Source organism: Actinocrinis sp., from assembly GCF_035605935.1.
In the GTDB taxonomy this organism is placed as follows: Bacteria; Actinomycetota; Actinomycetes; order Streptomycetales; family Catenulisporaceae; genus Actinocrinis.
Genome location: NZ_DATNGK010000104.1, coordinates 25478 through 42289 on the forward strand (window position 1 = coordinate 25478; position 16812 = coordinate 42289).

At 71.6% G+C, this 16812-nt stretch carries 14 protein-coding genes; 8 read left to right on the plus strand and 6 right to left on the minus strand.

Annotation, left to right across the window (positions count from 1 at the left end):
- Nucleotides 1-34 precede the first annotated feature (34 nt).
- Together VN779_RS09330 and VN779_RS09335 are read left to right on the plus strand one after the other, a co-directional pair.
- Nucleotides 35-1225, plus strand: a complete 1191-nt coding sequence (locus VN779_RS09330; protein WP_325722053.1) for a winged helix DNA-binding domain-containing protein — start codon at nt 35-37, stop codon at nt 1223-1225.
- 127 nt (nt 1226-1352) lie between these two features.
- A complete protein-coding gene (locus VN779_RS09335; RefSeq protein WP_325722054.1) occupies nt 1353-1739 on the plus strand; it encodes a hypothetical protein in 387 nt (128 codons plus the stop codon).
- A 126-nt stretch (nt 1740-1865) separates the two neighbouring features.
- On the opposite strand, the gene VN779_RS09340 is transcribed toward VN779_RS09335, so the two are convergent.
- The 3 genes from VN779_RS09340 to VN779_RS09350 form a co-directional block, all read right to left on the minus strand.
- Nucleotides 1866-3059, minus strand: a complete 1194-nt coding sequence (locus VN779_RS09340; protein WP_325722055.1) for a nucleotide disphospho-sugar-binding domain-containing protein — start codon at nt 3057-3059, stop codon at nt 1866-1868.
- 146 nt (nt 3060-3205) lie between these two features.
- On the minus strand, nt 3206-3805 hold the full coding sequence (locus VN779_RS09345; RefSeq protein ID WP_325722056.1) for a malonic semialdehyde reductase: 600 nt from the start codon (nt 3803-3805) through the stop codon (nt 3206-3208).
- 60 nt (nt 3806-3865) lie between these two features.
- Nucleotides 3866-5071, minus strand: coding sequence for a cytochrome P450 (locus VN779_RS09350; RefSeq protein WP_325722057.1), 1206 nt, complete (start codon nt 5069-5071; stop codon nt 3866-3868).
- 275 nt (nt 5072-5346) lie between these two features.
- Here VN779_RS09350 and VN779_RS09355 point away from each other — a divergent pair, with 275 nt between their 5' ends.
- Nucleotides 5347-6711 (plus strand): FAD-dependent monooxygenase, encoded by a 1365-nt coding sequence (locus VN779_RS09355; protein ID WP_325722058.1) that lies wholly within the window; start codon nt 5347-5349, stop codon nt 6709-6711.
- A gap of 57 nt (nt 6712-6768) precedes the next feature.
- Here the strand turns inward: VN779_RS09355 and VN779_RS09360 are convergent, their stop codons facing one another.
- The 3 genes from VN779_RS09360 to VN779_RS09370 are packed head-to-tail and all read right to left on the minus strand — an operon-like array spanning nt 6769 to nt 10621.
- Entirely contained in the window at nt 6769-7890 is a 1122-nt protein-coding gene (locus VN779_RS09360; RefSeq protein ID WP_325722059.1) for an acyltransferase domain-containing protein, read from the minus strand.
- Nucleotides 7887-9554, minus strand: coding sequence for a citramalate synthase (gene cimA / locus VN779_RS09365; RefSeq protein ID WP_325722060.1), 1668 nt, complete (start codon nt 9552-9554; stop codon nt 7887-7889). Before cimA ends, VN779_RS09360 begins: the two co-directional genes overlap by 4 nt.
- A 14-nt stretch (nt 9555-9568) precedes the next feature.
- Nucleotides 9569-10621 (minus strand): CaiB/BaiF CoA-transferase family protein, encoded by a 1053-nt coding sequence (locus VN779_RS09370; protein ID WP_325722061.1) that lies wholly within the window; start codon nt 10619-10621, stop codon nt 9569-9571.
- A gap of 144 nt (nt 10622-10765) precedes the next feature.
- On the opposite strand from VN779_RS09370, the gene VN779_RS09375 reads away from it, so the two are divergent.
- From VN779_RS09375 to VN779_RS09395, 5 genes are all read left to right on the plus strand, one after another.
- A complete protein-coding gene (locus tag VN779_RS09375; protein ID WP_325722062.1) occupies nt 10766-12328 on the plus strand; it encodes an alpha/beta fold hydrolase in 1563 nt (520 codons plus the stop codon).
- A 250-nt stretch (nt 12329-12578) separates the two neighbouring features.
- Nucleotides 12579-14369, plus strand: a complete 1791-nt coding sequence (locus tag VN779_RS09380; protein ID WP_325722063.1) for a fatty acyl-AMP ligase — start codon at nt 12579-12581, stop codon at nt 14367-14369.
- The gene (locus tag VN779_RS09385) at nt 14366-14713 is read left to right on the plus strand and encodes an acyl carrier protein (RefSeq protein WP_325722064.1); all 348 of its coding nucleotides are present in this window, start codon (nt 14366-14368) and stop codon (nt 14711-14713) included. Before VN779_RS09380 ends, VN779_RS09385 begins: the two co-directional genes overlap by 4 nt.
- On the plus strand, nt 14710-15954 hold the full coding sequence (locus VN779_RS09390) for an acyltransferase domain-containing protein (RefSeq protein WP_325722065.1): 1245 nt from the start codon (nt 14710-14712) through the stop codon (nt 15952-15954). Before VN779_RS09385 ends, VN779_RS09390 begins: the two co-directional genes overlap by 4 nt.
- Complete coding sequence (locus VN779_RS09395) at nt 15954-16811, plus strand: 4'-phosphopantetheinyl transferase family protein (RefSeq protein WP_325722066.1); 858 nt, start codon at nt 15954-15956, stop codon at nt 16809-16811. Before VN779_RS09390 ends, VN779_RS09395 begins: the two co-directional genes overlap by 1 nt.
- Nucleotide 16812 lies beyond the last annotated feature (1 nt).

The window sequence follows — 16812 nt, forward strand, 5'->3', positions numbered from 1 at the left end:
CGGCGCGGACGGCGGGAGAGAGGAACTCAGGACCATGGCACGCAGTTCGGCATCGCGCGAGGCGTCGCAGTCGGCCGGCGTCACGGCGTCGGGGGCGATTTCGGGGGAGACGCTGAGCACCCGCGCGCTGAACCGCGCCACGCTCGCTCGGCAGCACTTGCTGGAGCGCGCCGAGCACGACGCGGAGCGGATGGTCGCCCGGCTCGTCGGCCTTCAGTCGCAGCTGCCGAGCCCGCCGTATATCGGGGTGTGGACCCGGTCCACGGATTTCAAGCTCGACGAGCTGACCCGGCTGCTGTTCGACCGCGTCATCGTGCGTTCGACCATGATGCGCTACACCCAGCATCTGATCGGCGCGCAGGACTACCTGTGGCTGCGCCCGACACTCCAACCGATGCTCGACCGTGCGCAGCAGAGCTTCTTCGGCCGGCACACCAAGGACATGGACATCGCCGAACTCGCCAACTATGGCAGGGATCTGATTCGTGGCAGGCAACTGACGTTGGTCGAGTTGCGCAAGCTGCTGGCTGAGCGCTGGCCGGACCGCAACCCGACCGCTCTCGGCTACTCGGTGCAGTACATGGTGCCGATGGTGCACGTGCCGCCGTGCGGTACCTGGGGCAAGGGCGGCGCGGTGACGCTGACGCTGGCCGAGGATTGGCTCGGGCGGCCGCTGGGGGAGCCTGACCAGGCGCAGATGGTGCGCAGGTACCTGGCCGCTTTTGGGCCGGCGTCGGTCAAGGATGTGCAAGCATGGTCGGCGCTGCGCGGCCTTGCCGGCGCCGTGGAGCAGTTGCGGCCGCGACTCGCGGTCTTCCGGGACGAGCGCGGCGAGGAGCTATTCGACCTGCCGGACGCGCCGCGCCCTGACCCGCAGACCCCGGCCCCGCCGCGATTCCTGCCCGACTACGACAACCTGATCGTCGCGCACGCGGACCGAAGCCGGGTGATCACCGAGGAGCAGCGCAAGGTGGTCAGTTCGGGCGTCGGCGGCAAGACCCGTACCCGGCCGGGCCAGCACGGCGCCGTGGCCGCGACGCTGCTGGTCGATGGTGTGGTCAGGGCGACGTGGAAGGTGGAGCGGGCCAAGAAGGACGCGACGCTGGTCGTCGAACCCTTCTCGCCGCTGTCGAAGGCCGAGCAGGCCGAGGTGGCGCAGGAGGGGGAGCGGCTGCTCGCCTTCGCGGCGGGGGATGCCGTGGGCCACGGCGTCGAGTTCATCTGACGGGTTATCCAGTTGAGCGGACCAAACGGATCGGCCCGATCCGAGCGCCGCTCGACTCGGGCGCGAGCGGCGGGGATCACCATCGGTTAGGCCGCGTATTGCCGCGCCGGAACGAGGAGGGCCACCGATGACGAACCAGACGATCGACACGACCACCCCGGTCGGCACCTGGACCGCGAGCTCCACCATCGCCGGGGAGGCAAGTCCCTATCGCACCAGGTTCGACTTCAACCCCGACCACACGCTGACCGCCTACGGTCCGCCCGGACCCGACGGCGAGCCGGCGTTCATGGGCACAGGACACTGGTTCACCCGCCCGGACGGCACCTTCGTCCACCATGTCACGCACCCGGTCCCGGACGGGAATGGCGGCCAGATCGGCGCGGTCTACGCAATCCAGTCAGGCTCCGTCAGCGGCGACCGGCTGGAATCCGCCGGCTCCGCCGTCATGCACACGGCAGGTGGCGGCGTCGCGGACCCGGTCGAGGTGACCCTGAGCGCCGAGCGCGTGTAGCCGCCCCGACTCGCAGGGCGTTGCATCGCAACCACAGGCACCGCACAAACACAGGCACCGCAAACGCTGACGGGCCCCGGCCGCTTCCACGGCCGGGGCCCGCGTTCATGGGCGAAGACGCTCGGCTCAAGCGAGCGCCGGAGCCAACGAGCCGGCGTGCTCCGCGACGATCTGCTCGATGCGCGGCACGAGCTGCGCCGGCGAGGGCAGGGTGGCCACCTCGTCGCGTAGCGCCTGCGCGCGCTCGCGGTGCCGCGGGTTCTCCAGCAGCGCCCGGCAGGCTTCGAGCACCGCACCGGTCTCCAGGTGCTCGGAGACCAGCTGGATGGCGGCGCCGTCGGTGTGCAGTCGGCGCGCGGTATCGGTCTGCTCCGCGTTGCGGGAGATGAGTACCTCCGGCAGTCCGGCGAGCAGGCAGGCCATCGTCGTTCCCGCACCGACGTGATGCACCGCCAGATCACACGCGGGCAGCACCGCGGTCAGCGGCAGCCAGCCCGCCGCGATGACGGCCTCCGGCAGCGGCCGCAGTTGCTCGACTACCGAGTCCGCGGCCGCGACCACGATGTCGAGACCCAGCGTCGGCAGCGTGCGCAGCAGATCCTGGAACAGCGGCAGGCCGCCGGCGATGTTCCGGTTCACCCCGACGAACTCGGGTTCCACCGTGCCCAGTGTCAGCAGCAACCGTGGCCGGCGCTTCGGTTCCATCACCCAGTCGGGCACGGTGCCGGGCTTGTCGTAGGCGACATAGCGCATCGCGATGCCTGGCTTCGCGTCGTCGCGGCGCAGCGTCGGCGGGCAGTTGTCCAACACCGCCGCCGGGCCCGGCAACCCGGAGAAGCCGTAACGGCTCAGTTCGGGTCCGAACTCGTCGACACCCCACTCGTCGCACACCGCCCGGTAGCCCATGCCGATTCCGTGCTCGATCCACGGGATGCCGTTGATCTCGGCGGCCACCGCGGCGGCGTAGGCGTGCGGCTCGGCGATCACCACGTCGGGGCGCCACTGCCTGGTTACCCGCAGCAGACCGTCGAGCACCCGGCCGGCGAGCCGGCCGAACCCGCGCCCGATCTGCTCCAGCTGCGCGTCCTCGTCGCTCGCCTGCACGAGCGGGCGGCCCTCCCGGTCGTGCAGCATGAACTCGCGCATGTGCATCGGGCCGTAGATCGGGGTGAACGGCAGACCGGAGCCGTTGACCATGCCCGCCATCGGCTCCGGGCCGGCGACCAGGACCTCGTGGCCGGCCGACCGCAGCGCCCACGCGAGCGGAACGAGCGGGTTGTAGAGCCCGTATGCCGGGCCGGTGTTGACAAGTATCCTCATGGCCGCAGAGTACGAATCCGGTCTTCAGGAGCACTTGACACCGGGTGGACCGGCTACGCCGCGGTCCGTCATCCGCGGCTGCGGACACACTACGGCAGCCTTCTGATACCAGAAGGCTGCCGTGGAGCGATGGTGGGGACGCCCTCTCAGAGGGTGGTGACCACCTCGTCGTAGTCCAGGCGCGGGTTGCGGTCCCAGAAGGCGCCCTCGCCCGGCTTGCCGATGTTGACCACGATCAGCGCCCGGTGGCGGCCGTCGCCGAAGAACTCCTTGTTCACCGCGTCCTCGTCGAACCCGCCCTGCGGCCCGGCCGCCAGGCCCGCGGCCCTGATGCCGAGCAGGAAGTAGCCGGCCTGCAGCAGCGCGTTCTGAATCGCCGAATCCTCGCGCAGCTTGTCGTCGCCGTCGAAGAAGCCCTTGGCGATCGGGAACTGCGGGAAGACCCGCGGCAGCTTCTCGTGGAACCGCATGTCGGCCGCCAGGATCGCGACCAGCGGCGCCGCCTTGGTCTTGGCCTGGTTCGGCTCGATCATGTGCTGCACCAGCCGGTCGCGCGCCTCCTCGGAACGGATCAGCACCACGCGCAGCGGCTGCTGGTTCATCGAGGTCGGGCCCCACTTGACCAGGTCGTAGATCGCCTGCACGGTCGCATCGGACACCGGCTCGTCACTGAACGAGTAGGCGGTGTGCGCGCCGCGGAACAGCAGCTCCTGGGCGTGCGCGTCGAGCGCGAGGGTGTTGGGCATCAGATGGCCTTTCTCTGCGAGTGCTTTCGTCGTTGGCCCGGTGCCGGCGGCGGTCGGCCGCTACCACAGCACCGGGAGCTTGCTCGGACCGCGCTGTAGCGCGCCCACGCGCCAGGGCACCTGCTCGGCCGGCACCGCGAGACGCAGCTGCGGGAACCGGCGCAGCAGCGCGGAGGTGGCGATTTCGAGCTCTGCTTTCGCCAGCTGCGTGCCGAGGCAGCGGTGCACGCCGTATCCCATGGCCAGATGCGGGTTGTCGGCGCGCTCGAAGTCGAGCCGTGCGGCGTTCTGGAACACCGACTCGTCCCGGTTGGCCGACATCATCGACGGCAGGACGGCCTCGCCCGCACGTACCAGGGTGCCGCCGAGTTCGATGTCCTCCGTGGCCACGCGCGGGTAGGACGAACCGGCGAACAGCGGGATGAACCGCATCAGCTCGTCGACCGCCTGCGGCAGCAGCTCGGGCCGCTCGCGCAGGCTGGCCAGGTGCTCGGGATGGGTCAGCAACAGATAGATGACGTTGCCGATCTGGTTCGCGGTGGTCTCGTGCCCGGCCACCAAGACGCCGACGCCGAGACCGACCATCTCGTCCTCGGTCAGCCGGTCCTCGGCATCCCGCGCCGAGACCAGGGTGCTGATAAGGTCCTCGCCCGGCTCCCTGCGGCGGCGGTCCACCAGTTCGGCCAGGAAGCCGCGCAGCCCGGCCACCGCCTGGCCGACCTCGGCCGGGGTGCGCCCCGAGGAGCGGGTGGAGAGCGCGACGTCGGACCAGATCTGGAATTGCTTGCGCTCGTGCTGCGGTACGCCGAGCAGTTCGCAGATGGTGTTCACCGGGATCGGCCAGGCGTACTGCTCGACCAGGTCCGCCGGCGCGCCGTCGCGTTCGATCTCGTCGAGCAGCCCGTCGACGAGCTGCTGGATCCACGGACGCAGCCGCTCGATCCCGCGCATCGTGAACGCTTTGGCCACGACCCTGCGCAACCGGGTGTGCTCCGGCGGGTCCATCGCGACCATCGTGTCCGGCCGCTGGCCGATCGCCATGTGCCGCGGCTCGTCCGGGCCGACCGCGCGGGCGCGGCTGAACCTCGGGTCGCCGAGCACGGTCTTGACGTCCTGGTACCGGGTGGCGAGCCAGGCCCACCCGCCGTGCGGGGGCTGGACCCGGATCAGACCGGGCGAGTCGCGCAGCTGTTCATAGACGGGATCGAGGGTGAGCCGATCCGGATCACTGAAAGGGTAGGGCCGGGGCTGCGCTTCGGTGTTCATAGGCTCCTCCTCCGCGCCGGCGCCGACCGCGCCGGCCGCCGCGAAGGTAGCTGCGGGTCCTCGAGCGGCGCTCGACGCGGCGGCGTGCCGTGATCGGCCCTGCTCTTGCTCCCGCGACTTCGCTGCGTCGCCGTTTCGCGCGCCGTGTTAGAGCTCTCGCGTTCGAGCTCTGGGGTTCGAGCTCCGGAGTTCGAGTCCGGCTGCATCGCGGGTCCAGCGGCCGCCGCCATGGTGAGACGGATCACGGCGGACCGACGGATACGGAAGAGGCGGTTATGGGCGCGGTGGAGACGTCCGAGACGGACTGCGTCGTCGTGGGCGGCGGTCCGGGCGGCATGATGCTGGCCTATCTGCTGGCCAGGAACGGCGTCCGGGTGACCTTGCTGGAAGGAGCCGGCGACTTCGAACGCGAATTTCGCGGGGACACGCTCAGCCCGGCGGTCCTCGACCTGCTTGGCGCGCTGGGCTTGGCCGACGCGGTGCTCGAACTGCCCCACGCGAAGGCGACCGGCCTGACCTGGCACGCCCGGGGCAGGGACTACAAGCTGCTCGACTACGGTGCGGCGAGCCGCGATCACCCCTTCATGGCGATACTCTCCCAGTCGCGGTTCCTGGAGTTCCTGGCGACGCGGGCCGGGCGGTTCGCCGGCTTCGAACTACGCTTCAGCGCCCGGGTCAACCGTCTGCTCAGATCGGACGACGGCCGGGTTTGCGGCGTCGGCTATCGCGCCGGGGGCATCGAGCACGAGGTGCGCGCGCCGCTGGTGGTGGGCGCGGACGGCCGCTTCTCGGTGCTGCGCCGGCTGGCCGAGATCCCGTCGCGCGAGTGCGGCGTCGGCAACGACCTGCTCTGGTTGCGCGTTCCGCGGTACAAGGACAGCGATCCGTGGCTGTGCGGCTTCGACCTGTTCTCCGACGAACGCGGCCTGGGCTCCGCGCTCAACCACGACACCCACTGGCAGATCGGCTACGCCATCCCGGTCGGCAGCGTCGAGCAGGCGCGCGCCCGCGGTGTGGAACCCATCAAGGCATTCATTCACAACACGCTGCCGTGGCTGGACGAGCGCGCCGCCGAGCTGACCGATTTCGACCAGCTCAAGCTGCTGAGCATCCGGATCACCATGCTGGAGCGGTGGTGGCTGCCCGGCCTGCTGCTGATCGGTGACGCGGCGCACGTCATCTCGCCGGTCGGCGGATATGGGATCGGACTGGCCGTCGCCGACGCGGTCGAGGCTTCGAACGTGCTGCATCCGATCCTGGCCGGCCGGCACGCCGATCCGTCGCAGGACGCTGATGGCGCACGCGCGCTGGACGAGGCGTGCGCGCTCATCGAGGCCCGCCGCCGCCCGGTGGTCGAGGACCGCCAGCGCTTCCAGGAACGGCTCGAAGCCCGAAACGCCCGCGCCCGGGCGAAGGGGATGAAGGCCGCGATGGCCGCGGTAGCCAAGGGTAAGCAGCCCAAAGGCGGCGGACCGCGGCCCATCCGCGTCGAACGTCTTCAGGGCGCACTGCCGGTGCTGCGCCGCCGGGTCGGCACCCGCGCCACCAAGGCGATCAGGATGCCGCGCCCGATCCTGGTCGCCGCCCCGGAATCCGTACGGCCCGTGAATCAGGCCTCTGCCGCAGACGTGGCGGCCTGAACACGCCGGGTGCTGCGCGTCGGCCAACGCGCAGCACCCGGCATCGGGAGCGCTGGATCAGGCTGCTGAGGCGGCCGTCCAGCGCTCCTGCGTGTTTTCGTTCGCGATACGGCCGTCGACGAGGCGCTCCGCGAGCGCGTTCAGTCCGGCGGCGTCGGTATCGACGCTCGGGCACGCGGATACGCAGACGAGGGTGTCGGCCCCGCCGCCGCGCCGCCGCAGCAGGCCGCCAAGCGACGGCCTCGGCCCCACCTCGACGATCACGGCTGAACGCAGGTCGGCCGTTAGGCGCTCGGCCGCGCGGGCGAACAGGATCGGCGCGGTCACGTGCTCCGCCCAGTACTGAGCGTCCAGCGCTTCGCCGCGCATGGCACCGCCGCGCACGGTCGAGTAGAACGCCAGGCTCGGCGCGCCGAGGGAAACCCGACTCAGAACCCTGTGGTACCGCCCGAGCACCGGCTGCATCAACGCGCAGTGGAACGCGTGCGGCACGGCCAGCGGCAAGGTCGCGACACGCTGGCGCCGCAACGCCGCGCCGACCCGCCCGAGCGCTGCGGGCTCGCCGGACAGCACGAGATCCCGCGGGCCGTTGAACGCGCTCACGGTCACGGCCGGCTCCCGCGCCAGCGCGTCGCTGAGCGGCCCGTCCAGCAGCCCGCCGGGTCCGCGCGCCCCCACGCGCACCGCGAGCATGCCGCCGGGCGGAAGGAAGTGCATGAACGCGCCGCGCGTCGCGACGAGCAGCGCGGCGTCATCAAGGCTCAGCGCGCCGGCGATCACCGCCGCGGCCAGCTCGCCGACGCCCTGGCCCAGCACGGCGGCCGGGCGTACGCCGCTCTCGATCAGGGTGGTGGCCAAGGCGTATTCGACCGCGAACAGTGCGGGCTGAGCGAAGCCGGTCTGCCAGATGCGCGCGTCCCCGCCCACCACCAGGTCGATGATCGACGAGCTCGTATATGGGCCAAGTGCCTCGGCCGCCGCCTCCAGATGCGCGCGGTATCGGACGTGACCGAGGTACAGCCGAGCCGTCATGCCGGGGAACTGTGATCCCTGACCGGGGAACGCGAGAACCGTCGCAGCGGTCCCAGTTACGACACCGGCGCCGGTGCTGTCCCCGGTCCTGGCACCAACTCCGGCGCCCGGTGCGGAGCCCGGGCGGGTGGCGCGACGGCCGCTCATCCCGCAGCCCCGGAACTGGCGCCCGTGCGCTGCGCCCGTGGCTCACCGCGCCGCCGGTCGAGAGCGGGCGGCGCGCCGGCCGGACCGCAGGCGAGCACGTAGTCGGCGGCGTCGTTCAGCGCGAGCAGCGCCGCCGCCGCGAGGTCGCGTCCGACGCCGACGGTGCGCCAGGCGCGTGCGCCCAACCCGAACCGGATCAGCACCCTGGTCGCCGGCTGTCCGTCGTCGTCCGTCGTGATCGGCCGCGACTCGTGGTCGAGGAGTTCGAGCGCCTCTATACCGGGCACGACCGGGGTCAGCGCCGCGCACAACGCCTGGAACAGGGCCCTGACAGGCTCGTCGGCGACTCCGCTGGTGGTCACCGTGCGCCCATCCCGGTCGACCCGCAGCACCGCGCGGGTCGAGGTCGCGGACCGGTCCCAGGAGCCGGAGGTGGACAGCCACCAGGCGCTGATGTCGAACACGCGGGGCATCGGTTGATCGGCCAGGTGCTCTCGCAGCAGCAATTCGAAGGACGCGTCCGCGGACTCCACGGCGTACCCGAGCCGGCCGAGCTCCTTGATCCGCAGCATCGCCCGGTTGACTCGCTCATCGGACGCGCGCACGGTGTAGCCGAGCTCGCGGGCCTTGAGCTCGATCGAGGAGCGGCCGCCGAGATCGGAGACCAGCACCCGGCTGCGGTTGCCGAACCGCTCCGGTTCAATATGCTGATAAAGGCTTGGATCGAGCCGGACCGCCGAGGCGTGCAGCCCGCCCTTGTGCGCGAAAGCCGACGCGCCAACATACGGAGCCGAGGAGAGCACCGGGGCCGCGGCCAGTTCGCCGATTTCGTGCGCGGTGCGCGCCATACCGGCCAGCTGCGCGGGGGAGAGCAGCTCGTGCCCCTCCTTGACCACCAGGTTCGCCACGACGCTGAACAAGTTCGCGTTGCCGCAGCGCTCGCCGTATCCGTTTGCGGTGCCCTGCACCTGCCCGGCACCCGCGCCGATCGCGAGCAGCGAATTGGCGACCGCGCAACCGGCGTCGTCATGGCAGTGGATGCCGACAGCAAGGCCGCGTTCCGTCGCGACGGCGACGATCTCGGCCAGCTGCGTCGGCAGCGTGCCGCCGTTGGTGTCGCAGAGCACTACCTTCTCCGCTCCGGCATCGATCGCAGCCTCGGCGACGGCGAGCGCATAAGCGCGATTGGCCCGGTACCCGTCGAAGAAGTGCTCGGCGTCCACGAAGACCCTGCGGCCCTGCGCGATCAGTTGACGCACCGAGTCGCGGATCATCCGCAGGTTCTCGGCCAGCGTCGTGCGCAGCGCGATCTCGACATGCCGGTCGTGGCTCTTGGCCACCAGGGTCACCACGGGTGTCCGAGCGTCGAGCAGCGCGCGGATCTGCGGATCGTTACCAGCGTCGCCCTCTGGTCGCCGGGTCGCGCCGAAGGCGGCGAGCTGAGCGTGCGCGAGCGTCAGCTCCCGTTCGGCGCGCTGGAAGAAATCCGTGTCCAGGGGAACGGCGCCGGGCCAGCCGGCCTCGATGAAGTCCACCCCGAACGCGTCGAGCCGGCGGGCGACGGCCAGCTTGTCCGCGACGGTCAGCGCCAGGCCTTCCTGCTGTACCCCGTCGCGCAGGGTCGTGTCATAGATCTGCACCGCTCGGCGGTTGTTCGCGGCCATCTCTCTCCTCCGTGTCACGGCACGTGCTGTGCGGCCGCCGCGGCGCGGGACGGGTCGTCCAGGAAGCGCGGCGCCGCGGCCGGCAGTCGTAAACCCGCCTCGTCGCGGTAGGTGCCTCGGGCGCGATGGTGCGGGTGCTCGGCCGCCTCGGCGAGGCTGAGCACCGGGGTGACGCAGGCTTCGGTGCCGTCGAACCGGCCGGCCCATGAATCCCGGTCCGCCGTGGCGAAGCGCAGTGCGAACTGGCGGCGCAGCGCGGGCCACTGGGCCGGGTCGTCGCGGTCGGGCAGCTGCTCGGGATCGAGCCCGAGCCCGCGCACGAACTGCCGATAGAACCGTTCCTCCAGCGCGCCCACCGCGACGTGGCGGCCGTCCGCGCAGGTGTACACGGTGTAGAAAGGGGCGCCGCCGTCGAGCAGATTGCGCCCGCGCCCGCGGCTCCACAGCCCGGCGCCTTCCATCGCGGCGAGCATCGTGAGCAGGCTGGCGGTGCCGTCCACGATCGCGGCGTCGATCACCCGGCCGATCCCGGTGGTGCGCTGCTCGAGCACCGCGGCCAGCACGCCGACCGCGAGCGGCAGCGCCCCGCCGGCGAAGTCCCCGACCAGGTTCAGCGGCACCACCGGATCGCCGCCCTCAGGGCCGATCGCGTCGAGCGCCCCGGACAGTGCCAGGAAGTTGATGTCGTGGCCCGGGGCGTGAGCCAGCGGGCCGTCCTGCCCCCAGCCGGTCATCCGTCCGTAGACCAGCCCCGGATTGCGCTCATGACACGCGCGCGGGCCGAAGCCGAGCCGCTCGGCCACCCCGGGCCGGAAGCCTTCGAGCAGCACATCGCTGTCCTCGACGAGGCTCAGCAGCCGGGCCAGTGCGTCCGGCTGCTTCAGGTCCAGAGCCACCCGGCGCCGGCCCCGGTCAATGCCGCGGTGCCAAGCGGCGAACGGCTGCTCGCCGTCCGCCCGGTCGATCCGCACCACTTCGGCGCCGAGGTCCGCCAGCAGCATCGCCGCGTAGGGAACGGGACCGATCGCGGCGAGTTCCAGGACGCGCAATCCGTGCAGCGGGCTCATGTCCGGAGTGTGGGATGCCCGGCTCGACTCCCGCTGGAGGACGCCGCGCCGCGCCCGCGCGGGAAGGCCCGCTCCACCGGTGCTAGAGGCCGCTTCAGGACACTGCCCCGACCAGGACCGCGGCTCGTGAGGAAGGACTTGAACATGACGACGACGCAGCTGGTGGGCGAGGTCCCGGCGCGTTACCGCCGACAGGCCCTGCGGTGGTCGGTGGCCGACGGCGCCGGCGGTGACAGCGGTCTGCAGCAGACCGAGGTCGAGGTACCGCTTGACTACACAGACCCGCAAGGCGAGAGCATCAGGATCGTCGTCGGGCGCATACCGGCGCTCGATCCGGCGCGGCGGCGCGGCACGCTCGTCGCGCTCAACGGCGGTCCCGGCGGCAACCAGGGGCTCGGCCGTTTCAGCCCGCTGCGATACGCGGGCACCCCGGTGCACCAGGTGTACGACCTGGTCGGCTTCGATCCGCGCGGCTGGGGCCTGTCGGCGCCGCTGCTGCGGGAACTGGTCGCGGCCAAGGCGCCGTGGTCCTCCCGGCCGGCGGACGAGGACTTCGCACAGATAGCGCTCGACATGAAGGCGACCGAGGAGGGCGCGGCGCGGGCCGGCGGGCAGCTCAGGGCCCATATCACCACCCGCAACATCGCGCGCGACCTCGATCTGATCCGCGAGGCGCTGGGCGAGGAGAAGATCAGCTACCTGGGATACGCCTTCGGCAGCTATCTCGGCTCGGTCTACGGCAGCATGTTCGGCACCCGGCTGGATCGGCACGTCTTCGACTCCTGCGTTGATCCGGCGGCCATCTGGCGGGCGCAGTACACCACGCAGGCGATCGCGATCCGGCGCAACGTCGACGCCTGGGCCGCCTGGGCCGGCGAGCGCGACGGCGTGTTCGCGCTCGGCTCGGACGCCGCGGCGGTCATCACGACCGTCGAGCGGGTCGCCGCGGCGCTGGCGGTCAAGCCGGTGGGCGGAGTCGATCGCACCGCCTTCGACGGGGCGGTCGGCAACGGCGCGACGCACCGGCCGCTGTGGGATCAGCTCGCGTATACCGTCGCCGCGCTGCGAGACGCGAACCCCGCCGGCGCCGCGACCGCCTGGCTGTTCGCCGCGCCAGACGGCGACCAGCCGAAGCCGGGTGACACGCACGCGCCGGGCGTCGTCGAGGCCATCACCTGCGAGGGCGACTGGTCTGAGGACCTTGAGTTGTACTTCCGGGACATGCGCGAATACCGCGATCGCTACCCCTACGGCTACGGCGTCTCGCGGGTGCAACCGTGGGTGGCGACGTTCCGCGCAGACAAGCCGCGTGAGCCGCTGACCGAGCTGCGCCGCGCGCATTACGCCCCGGGCCTGATCGTGCACGCCGAGGGCAACACCAACCTGAACTATCCCGGCGGCCGGGACATGGCCGCGCACCTCGGCGACCGCCTGATCACCATCGCCGACGACGGCTCCAACGAGGTTTTCGGCGTGCGCGGCAACGCGCAGGTCGAGTCGCTGGTGGCCGCGTACCTCGTCGACGGGGTACTGCCGGAAGCCGACGTGGTCGTGCCCGGCACGCCGCGGCCCGACATTCCGGCCGGCGCCCGGGCCGAGCGCCCCGCGGCTCCGGACGCCGAAGCGGTCAAGCGCTACCTCACCCGCTATCGCGCGGCCACCGATCCGCGTAGCGGCGCGGCTGACGACCCCTCCGCATCCGCTTGAACCGCGGCGGAATTCCGATCCCGGCGCGCCGCAGCCTGCGGCGCCCGGGGCGGAAGAGTCACGATATGCCCGATTGTTCGCCCGACCGGCCGCGGCGTGCTCACTCGGACGGCAACGGGTGTTCGAGGAGCCTTCGAGAATACGGACACATACTCCGAACTATGAGGCCCGACGGCCTCGGCGCCGCACACACGGGACATTCGCCGCCCGGCGCCGGAGCAGGGCCCACCGACGGGACAGGGGGACGGAGATGACCGGACACCGAAGCTTCACCGAGCTGGTGCGGCGGCACGCCGCGAACCGGCCCAGCCGAGACGCGCTCGTCGTGGTGGACGAGACCGGCGGGATCCGGCGGATCGGTTACGCGCGGCTGGACCGCGAGTCGCGAACCCTCGCCGCGTGGCTGCACATCCACGGCGCGACGGGCGAACGCGTACTGATTCAGCAGCCTGACGCTCATCAGTTCGCCGTGTCGCTGCTCGGCTGCCTCTACGCGGGGGCGATCGCCGTGCCCGGCCCCAACCCCGGCGGCCTGCGCCACGCGGAGCGCAGAGTACTCGGGATCGTGCGCGACGCCGCGGTGCGCTTCGTGCTGACCGACGGGCGCAACGCCGGCGCGGCCAGTCAGGCGCTCGCGCTCGGCGGCTACGGAGAGATCACCTGCGTGGCGACGGACACGCTGCTGGGTCTGCCGTCCGCTCCGGAGCCCTCCGACTGGCGCATGCCCGCGTTCGGCCCGGACGCCATCGCGCTGCTGCAATACACCTCCGGCTCCTCCGGTGACCCGCGCGGTGTAGTGGTGCGGCACGCCAACCTGCTGGCCAACCAGGCCGCCATCCAGCAGCTGCTGCGCACCACCCCGGACACCGCGATCGGCGGCTGGCTGCCGCTGCACCATGACATGGGCCTGATCGGGCAGCTGCTGCACCCGCTGTGGCTCGGCGCCACCAGCGTCCTGATGTCCCCGATCTCCTTCGCCAAGCGCCCGGCCGACTGGCTGCGGCTGATCTCCGAGCACCGCCTGGCCGTGTCCGCGGCCCCGAACTTCGGCTACGACCTGTGCCTGCGCAAGATCACCGACGAGCAGCTGTCCGGGGTGGACCTCAGCGAGTGGCGCTGCGCCGTCAACGGCGGCGAACCGGTGCGCCCGGAGACCATGCGCCGGTTCGCCGAGCGATTCGCCCCGTTCGGGCTGCGGTCCACGGCGCTGCGGGCAGGTTACGGCCTGGCCGAGGCGACGCTGATGGTCTCGTGCAGCGCGGGCGGCCAGGGCGCGCCCGCCGTCGAAGCCGACCGTGCGGCGCTGGAACAGCGACGGCTCTGGCCGGCGGCGGCCAACCGGCCGAGCCGGACACTCAGCAGCTGCGGCCGAGTGCACGGACTCGAAGTGCGGATCGTGGATCCGGAGAGCGGCACCGAACTGGCCGAAGGCGCGGTCGGCGAGGTCTGGCTGCGCGGCCCGAGCATCGCCTCCGGCTACTGGGGCCGCCCGAGGGAGAGCGCGGAGGGCTTCGACGCATGCACCGCGGACGACGAGAGCGGCTTCCTGCGCACCGGCGACCTCGGCTTCCTGAAGGACCGCGAACTGTACGTCACCGGCCGTATCAGTGATCTGATCATCGTGGCGGGGCGCAACCTGCACCCTCAGGATCTCGAGCAGTCGATCCAGCGGGTCAGCGCCCTGTTCGGCGCCGGAGTCGCCTTCCCGGTCGAATCGGACCGCGAGCACGTGGTGCTGGTCCAGGAGGTGCGCCCGGCCTCCGTGGGCGGCGAGGCCGACCTGGCCGAGCTGGCGACCGCGGTGCGCGAACGGGTGTCCGCGGAATTCGCGGTGCAGGCCGCCGGGGTCGTACTGGTGCGACCGGGCACGGTTCGCCGCACCACCAGCGGCAAGCTCGCGCGCAGCGCGGTTCGCTCGCTGTTCCTCGAGGACCGGCTCGAGCCGCTGCTCGAACTGGTCGATCCCAAGGTCCGGCAGTTGGTGCGCACCAAGGGCCGGGCACGCACGGCCGGCGGATCGGCCCGAAGGGAGGCGGCGTGAACGCGCGAATGCTCACCCTCGCGCCAGAGCAGCGCGAGGCCGCGCTGCGCGAATGGCTGGTGCACCGGCTGGCCAGATACCTGGGCCGGCTGGACATCGATCCGCTGGTCCCGCTCGCCGAGTACGGCATCGACTCCCTGGTCGCGCTGAACCTCTACGGCGATGTGGAGGAGGAACTCGGCCTGCCGGTCGACGTGACCGTGGTGCTCGACTACCCGACCGTGGCCGCGCTGGCGGAGCATCTGTCGCAGCAGGCTGATGACAGCCGCGCGCAATCGGGCACGATCGCGCCCGGCGGCACGCCGCCGCGCGACGGGCGAAACTCAGAAAGGAGCCGACCGTGAACGCAAGCATCGACCGCTCCGGGCCCCGGATCGCCTTCGCGTTCACCGGGCAGGGCGCGCAATACCCGGGCATGACCGCCCGGCTCTACCTCGGGCACGACGGCTACCGCCGCCACCTGGACGCAGCTGCCGAGGCGCTGCGCCCGTACACCGGCACCTCGGTCACCGATCTGATCGTGCGTGGTGACCTGAGAGTCCATCAGACCGGGTTCACCCAGCCGACCATGTTCGCCATCGAGTACGCCCTGGCCGCCACCTTGCTGGACGCGGGGATCAGGCCGGTGGCGGTCATCGGCCACAGCATCGGCGAGTTCGCCGCCTCCGTCGTCGCCGGAGGGCTCTGCCTTGACGACGCGGCGCTCCTGGTCGCGGTACGCGGCGCCTACATGCAATACCTGCCGAGCGGTGGCGGCATGCTGGCGGTGCGCGCCGCGCCGGAGGAACTCGAACACTTCGTGCAGCGGTCGGCGAAGGTCGGCTTCGGCGCCTTCAACGGACCGCGCGCCACGGTGCTCTCCGGCGACCTCGGCGCCCTCGAACACATCCACGACGAGCTGACCCGGCGCAAGGTGGCGGCCCGGCTGCTCCAGGTCTCGCACGGCTTCCACTCGCCGCTGATGCAGCCGATGCTCCAGCGCTTCGCCCGGGTCGCCTCGCGGGTGCCGCCGAACCCGCCGAAGCTGGCGTTCTACTCCACCGTGCGCGGCCGCAGGCTGCTGAACGAGGCTCTGGGCGCGCTCTACTGGACCGAGCACATCAGCGCCCCGGTGCGGTTCGCGCAGGCCGCGCAGCGGCTGCTCGCGGAGCAAAGCCTTGACATGGTGCTCGAGATCGGCCCGAAGCCGGTGCTGACGAACCTGGTCAAGGCGCTGGCCGGGGACGACGGCCCGGCCTGCGTGCCGGTGTGCCGCAGCGAGGACACCGACGCGGCCGCGCTGGTGGCGCTGATCGCCGAACTGCTGCCGCATGAGGCCTTGGATGACGACCCGGTGCGCGAGGCGGTCTACTCCGCGGTCTCCCGCCTGGTCAACGATCCGTGTGCGCGCATCGGACCCGACGTAGCGCTGCGCGGCGACCTCGGATTCGACTCGGTGATGGTCATGCAGCTGACTTACCAGCTGGAGCAACGGCTGCCCGCGCTTGGCAAGCTGTCGCTGCCGGACATGCTCGACAGCATCGTGACGCCCGCGACCCTGGTGGAATACCTACGCGGCCAGCTGTCCGCCGGTCTGGTCGCGTGATGGCCGGGGTGGGCCCCGGGGGCGCGGCCGGCGGGCCGCTCGGCCGTCCGCTGCTGATCGAGGGTCCTGATGGACCGTGGGAGCTGGTGCGCCGGCGGCTGGCCGAGGCCGGCGGGGTGATGGTGTACGGCCGGCTGGACGACTGGCTGCCGGGCGACCCGGACGACCCGCGGCTGCGGCTGCTGCTCGGCCGCGATTGGGCGCGCGCGCAACGTATGACGCACCGGCACATCCGCTCCCGGTTCGTCGCGGCACGGCTCCTGCTCAAGCACGCGGCCGCCGCGGTGATCGAGACTCGGCCGGAGCTGCTCGACCTGGCCTACAAGCCGGGCGGGCGACCGTATCTGCGCGGCTGCGACCAGATCGACATCAGTTTGAGCCACACCGACGAGCTGCTGGTCGTCGGGATCACCAGGCGTGGCCGTATCGGAGTCGACGTCGAGCTGGCCGACCGCCCGATGTCGGGCACCGGCACCGAGGATCAGGCCTGTACTCCGTACGAGCTGACGATGCTGAACGCGATGGCGGCGAACCGCCGCAATGGCGCGCTGGTGCGGCTGTGGACGCTGAAAGAGGCCTACAGCAAGGCGATCGGGCAGGGGCTGCGGTTCCAGTTCACCGAGTTCGGGTTCCGGCTCGGCGACCCGCGCGCCCGGGTGCTGCGGCCGGACGGTTCGCCCGGGACCGGCGACGAGTGGACCTTCGGCACCTGCGCGGTCGATCGGCGCTACACGGTCAGCGTCGCGCTGTTCGACGCGGGCTTCGGCGACACCGTGGACACCGCGGCCGGCACGATGCTGGACCCGGGTCTGTTCGAGGCGCTGACCGGGGCCCGCCGGGTCCCGGCCGCCGCGTGAT

What these genes read in the sequence shown, in the direction of transcription:
- VN779_RS09330 (WP_325722053.1), top strand. Translation starts at nt 35, where the DNA reads ATGGCACGCAGTTCGGCATCGCGCGAGGCGTCGCAGTCGGCCGGCGTC.
- VN779_RS09335 (WP_325722054.1), top strand. Translation starts at nt 1,353, where the DNA reads ATGACGAACCAGACGATCGACACGACCACCCCGGTCGGCACCTGGACC.
- VN779_RS09340 (WP_325722055.1), bottom strand. Translation starts at nt 3,059, where the DNA reads ATGAGGATACTTGTCAACACCGGCCCGGCATACGGGCTCTACAACCCG.
- VN779_RS09345 (WP_325722056.1), bottom strand. Translation starts at nt 3,805, where the DNA reads ATGCCCAACACCCTCGCGCTCGACGCGCACGCCCAGGAGCTGCTGTTC.
- VN779_RS09350 (WP_325722057.1), bottom strand. Translation starts at nt 5,071, where the DNA reads ATGAACACCGAAGCGCAGCCCCGGCCCTACCCTTTCAGTGATCCGGAT.
- VN779_RS09355 (WP_325722058.1), top strand. Translation starts at nt 5,347, where the DNA reads ATGGGCGCGGTGGAGACGTCCGAGACGGACTGCGTCGTCGTGGGCGGC.
- VN779_RS09360 (WP_325722059.1), bottom strand. Translation starts at nt 7,890, where the DNA reads ATGAGCGGCCGTCGCGCCACCCGCCCGGGCTCCGCACCGGGCGCCGGA.
- cimA (WP_325722060.1), bottom strand. Translation starts at nt 9,554, where the DNA reads ATGGCCGCGAACAACCGCCGAGCGGTGCAGATCTATGACACGACCCTG.
- VN779_RS09370 (WP_325722061.1), bottom strand. Translation starts at nt 10,621, where the DNA reads ATGAGCCCGCTGCACGGATTGCGCGTCCTGGAACTCGCCGCGATCGGT.
- VN779_RS09375 (WP_325722062.1), top strand. Translation starts at nt 10,766, where the DNA reads ATGACGACGACGCAGCTGGTGGGCGAGGTCCCGGCGCGTTACCGCCGA.
- VN779_RS09380 (WP_325722063.1), top strand. Translation starts at nt 12,579, where the DNA reads ATGACCGGACACCGAAGCTTCACCGAGCTGGTGCGGCGGCACGCCGCG.
- VN779_RS09395 (WP_325722066.1), top strand. Translation starts at nt 15,954, where the DNA reads ATGGCCGGGGTGGGCCCCGGGGGCGCGGCCGGCGGGCCGCTCGGCCGT.